This window comes from Rothia sp. HMSC061D12, assembly GCF_001836735.1.
Classification (GTDB): Bacteria; Actinomycetota; Actinomycetes; order Actinomycetales; family Micrococcaceae; genus Rothia.
In genome coordinates this window covers 895354-900120 of the sequence record NZ_KV830305.1, presented here as the reverse complement: position 1 = coordinate 900120, position 4767 = coordinate 895354, and the positions used below count along the sequence as shown (strand labels likewise).

General features: G+C 57.1%; 4 protein-coding genes. All 4 read left to right on the top strand.

What is annotated here, in order from left to right; genetic code table 11:
• Window positions 1–692: 692 nt before the first annotated feature.
• Window positions 693–2516 (top strand): N-6 DNA methylase, encoded by a 1824-nt coding sequence (locus HMPREF2682_RS03480; RefSeq protein WP_070738814.1) that lies wholly within the window; start codon window positions 693–695, stop codon window positions 2514–2516.
• Entirely contained in the window at window positions 2500–2736 is a 237-nt protein-coding gene (locus HMPREF2682_RS03475) for a restriction endonuclease subunit S (protein WP_070831489.1), read from the top strand. The genes HMPREF2682_RS03480 and HMPREF2682_RS03475 overlap by 17 nt, the downstream gene beginning before the upstream one ends.
• A 303-nt stretch (window positions 2737–3039) precedes the next feature.
• Window positions 3040–3231 carry a recombinase family protein gene (locus tag HMPREF2682_RS09635; protein ID WP_070738812.1) on the top strand — a complete coding sequence of 64 codons (192 nt, stop codon included), beginning with the start codon at window positions 3040–3042 and terminating at the stop codon, window positions 3229–3231.
• An 832-nt stretch (window positions 3232–4063) separates the two neighbouring features.
• Window positions 4064–4666, top strand: a complete 603-nt coding sequence (locus HMPREF2682_RS03465; protein ID WP_070738811.1) for a hypothetical protein — start codon at window positions 4064–4066, stop codon at window positions 4664–4666.
• Window positions 4667–4767 lie beyond the last annotated feature (101 nt).

The window sequence follows — 4767 nt, the reverse complement described above, 5'->3', positions numbered from 1 at the left end:
ACGATCTCCCAACCGTCCGCTCACCTTCACTGGTGTGCGGCGGTGCTTGGTTCCAATCCAGAGGACGAACCACGGTAGCTTTCTACCACCCGGCAGGACGCCCCACGGCGTCACCTGCCGGGTATTTTTATGCTCAATTGTAGGTCTGTATTGCCGGTCTGGTCTGGAGTGTGCCGGCGTGCCCGAGGGTGCTCAGGTGACCGCATTGTAATGAGAATGTCATCAGAGAATGACGACTCACATGTCGTTGATTTCGAGGGCTGATCTATCTCTCCCCATTCGTTAGAGGGTTGATATTGGGGTAGCTGGTCCTCATTCAGAGACTACCTCCCTGACGAACTCGAGGATAAAAGACACAGCTGACTCGACAAGGATGTGTGCTATTTCGATGGGGCTGTCTATGAGCGAAATGCATGCTTCGAGTACAGCACCGTCGATGTCCCGGATAGTAAGGTTTTCATCTTTGCATTGCTATGAACTTCAGCCCGATATCCGTCACCCACATGGTGATTTGGGTCTGGCTTCCCCGCTAGAAGTATTTGATATCGATAATGTTGTCAATGATGATACACTCAGGTGGTCGGACACCGATTATGGAACAGGTTCTGAGTCTTACTGAACCCAGCAGCCTACATTGTTCCTAGGGGTTCGAAATCGACCGATTTATTGACATTGGTAGCAAAGGAGTGGCGATGGCGGAGGGCCTTACCGAAGATCAGGTGCGCGACAAGGCCAGGGGAATCCTCGACTTCGAGGACAGGCCGGGGGTCGTCTCTGGCGTCGGGCAGCTCACGACGTTCAACCAGCTGGGCTTCAAGGGTGTGGCGGACAAGCCGGACGGGTGGTATCTGCCCGACAACGTGAACGACCCCGCCGTCGTGCTGGAGACCAAGGCCAGCCGTATCGTGCTCAAAACAGGCCACGTCGATGAACTGCTCAAGAACATACGCATCCTCCAGCGCAGATACAAGAACGTCGTGGGCGTGCTCTACAACGGCGACGACACGCGCGTGTTCAAGGGTCAGGAGGAGTACAAGGCACAGGGCAGCAACATCCTGCACAACGTCGAGTACTACCTCGACCTGTTCAACGCCGAGGCGATCGACAAGCAACGGATCTACGAGCTCACCTCAAGGATCAACAACTGCCTGCACTTCGAGTTCGGCGTCAAGAACCTCTACCACCGCATGATCTTCACCGCCTGCGCGCTCGTCGCCGAGCGCTACGGCGGGGGGCTGTCACGCTGCGTCGACATGGGATATGAGGCATTCCAGGCGGTGATCATCTCGACGCTTTCCAAGTCGCTGGAGGACAGCCGCAACCAAAACTTCAAGATCAACATCCTGCTGGAGGAATACTCCACCATCAAGATGAACACAACGGACAACCAGGCCGCGATCAACGCCTTCATCGGCTGGGTCGTCGAGATCTCTGAGTGCGTCAACTCCTCCGAGTGGCGAGGCGAGGACGTCATGGGCATCTTCTTCAATGAGTTCAACCGATACAAGGGGAAGTCCGAGCAGGGGCAGGTCTTCACCCCCGAGCACATCACGGACTTCATGTACCGCATCCTCGAGGTCAACCAGGACGACCGCGTGCTCGACGCCACCTGCGGGTCCGGCGGCTTCCTAGTCAAGGCGATGGCCAACATGATCCAGGAGGCCGGCGGCACCAAGACCGACAAGGCCACGCAGATCAAGCAGAGCCAGCTCTTCGGCATCGAGAACGACCGCGAGATCTACGCCCTGGCCTGCGCGAACATGCTCATCCACAAGGATGGAAAGACCAACCTCCAGCTGCTCGACGCCCGCTACGAGGATGCCGCCAAGTGGATCGCCCGCCAGGACATCACCAAAGTGCTCATGAACCCGCCCTTCGAGAAAAAGTACGGGTGCATGCAGATCGTCGAGAACGTGCTCGACAGCGTGCCCGCCCGCACCGCCTGCGCCTTCATCCTGCCCGACAAGAAGCTCGAGAAGGCGTCGAAGGCGCAGATGAGGCGCATCCTCGCCCACCACCGTCTGCGCAAGATCATCAAGCTCCCCGAGGACCTGTTCTTCAAGGTTGGCATCACGACGAGCATCTTCGTGTTCGAGACGGGCATCCCGCAGGATGGCAAGGAGATCTTCGCTTGTCACATGGAGAGCGACGGCCTCGCCACGGTCAAGAACAAGGGCCGACACGACGTGTACGGCCGATGGGCCTCCATCGAGGACCACTGGATCGACGTGGTCGAGAAGCAATCGGGCGACGACACCTGCCAGTGGGTCGATCCCACCGAGCACCTGTCCTACCAGCTCCCGCAGAAGCCCTTCGAGATCTTCGAGGAGGACTTCAAACGGACGGCCCTGAACTACCTCATGTTCCAGCAGGGCATCGACGCCAAGGAGTTCGGCGAGAAGCTCCTCGAGACGGTCATGTACTCGAGCTCGGTGAGCGCGGAGCATGGGCGAGTTCAGGTTTCTATGAATCAGGTTTCTATGAATCAGGATGGCGGTCATGATGAACTCAATTGAGACCACAAACTGGAGGACGTTCCCTCTCGTCGACGTGTTCGAAATGTCGAACACAAAGAGCATCGTGCAGAGGGACATCATTCCCGATAGCGGAACGACACCATATGTCACCGCATCTGAGAAGAACAACGGCGTATTGACGTACATCTCGTGCCCACCCGAGTGGCTCGACAAGGGCGGGTGCATCATGATCGGCGGCAAAACGCTGACTTTCACCTAGCAGGAGCAGAACTTCTGCTCGAACGATAGCCACAACATCGCTCTGTACGTCAAAGGCGAGAAACAGGTCAGCGAGTGTGTACACCTGTTCCTCATCGCGGCGCTCAGGGCATCACTGCGTCAGAAATACTCCTGGTCGGACTCGATCTCGATGAAGCGAATCGTCGACGATGAGATGCAACTCCCCGCCACCTCCGACGGCAAGCCCGACTGGGACTACATGGACTCCTACATGCAGGACATCTTGGACACGAGCAAGGAAACGCTGAGCCATCTCATCAGCGTGGAAGTAAGGTGACCACCCATGAAGATTGGATACTCCCGCGTCTCAACCGCCCGCCAGGGCCAGCCGCTCGAGACCCAGCGCGAGGCGTTGCTCGACGCGGGATGCGACGCCCAGCACCTCCACAGCGACACAATCAGCGGCACCAATTGGAGCCGTCCAGTTGCCGCTGCGCTAGCTGTTGCAGCAGTGTCCTGCACTCTCACTCTTTAACCTGGGAGAGGTCCAATGCGTACGAAGAATATATTTACACTAGGATTTTTTCTCACTATTGTTCCGGTGTTCTGGGTGATTATCTCATTTGCCAGAGACGGGGAGTTCTTTAATCCAGTATCAATTCTAAGTGCAATTTTAGGAGGTCTTTTGGTCACTTTTGCAGCCAGAAGGACGATTGAGAGTGATTCAAAGTTCCCTAAGGGACCCCCTAAAGGACCTAGTGTGTAAAACATCGCTTAGAAGTTTCTAAGTGGTCAACGAGATGTGGTAGCAGTTTTAAAACTGCTGCCACATCTTGCTGTATATAAAGGTAATATATGAGTCTTTTATCTTGGTTTGGTCTTAAAACACCTGCTCCATCAGCACCACAGAACACCTGGTCTTTGACGAACACCGCGTTCCCCGCATCTCCACGATCTCCCAACCGTCCGCTCACCTTCACGGGTTTGCGGCGGTGATAATCGGTTCCAATCCAGAGGAAGGACCGCGGTAGGTTTCTACCACCCGGCAGGACGCCCCACGGCGTCACCTGCCGGGTATTTTTATGCCCAATTGTCGGTCTGTTCTGGGGTGTACCGGTGTGCCCGAGGGTGCTCAGGTGACCGCATTGTAATGAGAATGCCATCAGAGAAGACGAAAACGCACCCTATGCCGTAGTATCGAAGGGTAGATATCGTTGTTTGGCGTTATTGTTCGTTCAATCTCACCGGCAACATTCGAGAGCAACCACAGAGCCACCAAACGAGCCACAGAATAGCCGGTCATAGGGACGCCACCGCTACGACGCGGTAGCTACATACCCGCTATGACGACCACTCAAGGACACACCATGGAAAACCAGATTCCCGCCCCCTCCTTCCCGGAGCAGAACAACGCAAACTCCCCGCAGCCGGTACCTGCAGGCGTCGCACCCGGCGCTCCCCTCGGCGCAGCACCCGCACCCGCCCTGGGCGTGGCACCCGCTAATGTGCGCGACCGCGACGACAGCTACCAGCGCATCCCGGACATCTACCGGGTACCGGCTGAGCACCGCCGCCCCTACGGCGAGACCACCGGCGACTTCCGCGGCCCCGGCTACTTCTACTCCATCGGCGCGTTCGGTGCCTCCCTGGGTGCCCTGGCGCTGACCCTCTACGCGTGGGTTCAGGTCGCGGCACTCCACGCTGAGGCAAGGACCAGGTCCGGCGATTACAGCTCCTCTGCTTATAGCTCCAGCCTGAGCCTGAGCCCCAACATCATGGTGATTGCTCTGCTGCTCGTGGGCCTAATCCCGGTAGGCGTGTCTATCTGGCTTGCCATCTACTCGGCAAAGGTGAACGCCGGTCACACCACCAAGTACACCTCGAAGATGACGACCTTCAACATTCTGGCGTACATCATCTCGGGTCTGAGCCTGCTGGGTCTGCTCGGAACCCTCACGATGCTGTCCTAAACAGGCAACGCTTGCTCTCATAGCGATAATAGCGAGGCGGCGGCTTTCCACTTACCGGAAAGCCGCCGCCTCGCTATATTGTCACCGTCACCGGGGGGGGG

Coding starts and splice junctions, on each gene's coding strand:
- HMPREF2682_RS03480 (WP_070738814.1), top strand. CDS start 693: ATGGCGGAGGGCCTTACCGAAGATCAGGTGCGCGACAAGGCCAGGGGA.
- HMPREF2682_RS03475 (WP_070831489.1), top strand. CDS start 2,500: ATGATGAACTCAATTGAGACCACAAACTGGAGGACGTTCCCTCTCGTC.
- HMPREF2682_RS09635 (WP_070738812.1), top strand. CDS start 3,040: ATGAAGATTGGATACTCCCGCGTCTCAACCGCCCGCCAGGGCCAGCCG.
- HMPREF2682_RS03465 (WP_070738811.1), top strand. CDS start 4,064: ATGGAAAACCAGATTCCCGCCCCCTCCTTCCCGGAGCAGAACAACGCA.